Below are 1,455 nucleotides of genomic sequence, written 5' to 3' on the forward strand. Positions count from 1 at the left end.
CAGATGATTTATTTTCCTTCTCTGATTTAGGTCAAGAAAACACATCAGCAGTGGTGCCATCTGAGGATTTAGAGGATCAACCGTCTGAAAATACAGATACAGAAATCAATTCAGTAACAGATGAAATCGAAGAAGAAGTTGTTGAATCAACAAGTTTTGAGGAAGCGCCAGAGACTCAAGGCGCTGAGTCTGAATCAGAGCAAGAAGTTGAAGAAGAACTTGCCTCTGATGAAGTGACTACTGAAAAGTCTGAACCATCAATTAATGAAACAACTTTTACTAAAGAAGCAACTATTGCTGAAGTAGAAGTTGAATCAGAGGAAGCGGCAGCTGATGAGGCTGAAACGCCTGTTCAAGCGGACCAAGACTTAGAATTGGTAGATGAAGACTTCAAAGATGTGGAACATGTTGCTGAATACCTGATAGACGTGTTGGCATCCTACCTAGTAGACGCCAATATTGAGGTTGAAGACCGTGGTCGTACTGTTATTTACAATATCCAAACTGAGAAAAAAGGGTTGGTTATTGGTAAACACGGTAAGATCATTAATTCATTAGAAACACTTGCCCAGGTGATGACCCACCAATATGTGCGCCCACATGTCAAAGTGATTGTAAATGTTGGCAATTATCGGGAAAGACGTCAAGAAACCTTAGCGAGATTAGCACGTAAAACAGCGGACCAAGTAGCCAATTCAAAACAACCTGTTTTCTTGGACCCACTACCTGCTGCGGAACGTAAAATTATCCACGCGCAATTGGCTAGATATTCATATATTGCGACCCATTCTGAAGGGAAAGAACCGCATAGATATCTAGTTGTATCTTACAAAGACTAAAAATAATAAAAATATTAACAGCAAACGACCCCCATTATCACTGGATATTGAGGGTCGTTTTTTCTGGTTATTATCGTAGTATTCACTCATTTTCTTATACAAATTGCCCCAGATTCACATCATATAGACCATTATCTGTTAGCCGTAATTCTGGAATGACCGTTAAGGCAATGAAAGATAGGGTCATAAACGGATCGATAGATTCAGGTACACCAAGTGCTCTAGCATGCGCCACCATCTTATTTAATTGCGCTTGTACCGTTTTGCCTGACTGGATACTGATAATACCAGCCAATTCTAGTGGTAGGGCTGCAACAATTTCCCCTTTAGAAGCAATCACATAGCCCCCTTGAATACGGTCCAATTCTTTCACCGTCAGTAGGATATCAGCGTCGTTATCGCCCACAGCCGTAATATTATGCGCATCATGGGACACACTAGTCGCAATCGCGCCATTTTCAATATTATAGCCCTTAATCGCGCTCACACCGATACCACCCGAATGACCGTGACGTTCAATCACACAAGCCTTATTGAAGTCTCTATTGGCTTCAAATTTGCCATCTACACTAGGTAATATCTCTTCAGACCCTCTTGTCAAAATGGATTGTGCCAC

At 41.3% G+C, this 1,455-nt stretch carries 2 protein-coding genes; one reads left to right on the plus strand and one right to left on the minus strand.

The genetic code is table 11. The features are described from left to right. The coding region (gene jag, locus ACRCJ0_RS13960; RefSeq protein WP_431390831.1) for an RNA-binding cell elongation regulator Jag/EloR at window positions 1-839 on the plus strand (839 nt) is incomplete at its 5' end. A 94-nt stretch (window positions 840-933) separates the two neighbouring features. Here jag and ACRCJ0_RS13965 read toward each other — a convergent pair. Beyond that, on the minus strand, window positions 934-1,455 hold a 522-nt coding region (locus tag ACRCJ0_RS13965), incomplete at its 5' end, for an adenine deaminase C-terminal domain-containing protein (protein WP_431390832.1).

The sequence above is a fragment of the Aerococcus sp. L_32 genome (genome assembly GCF_050689315.1).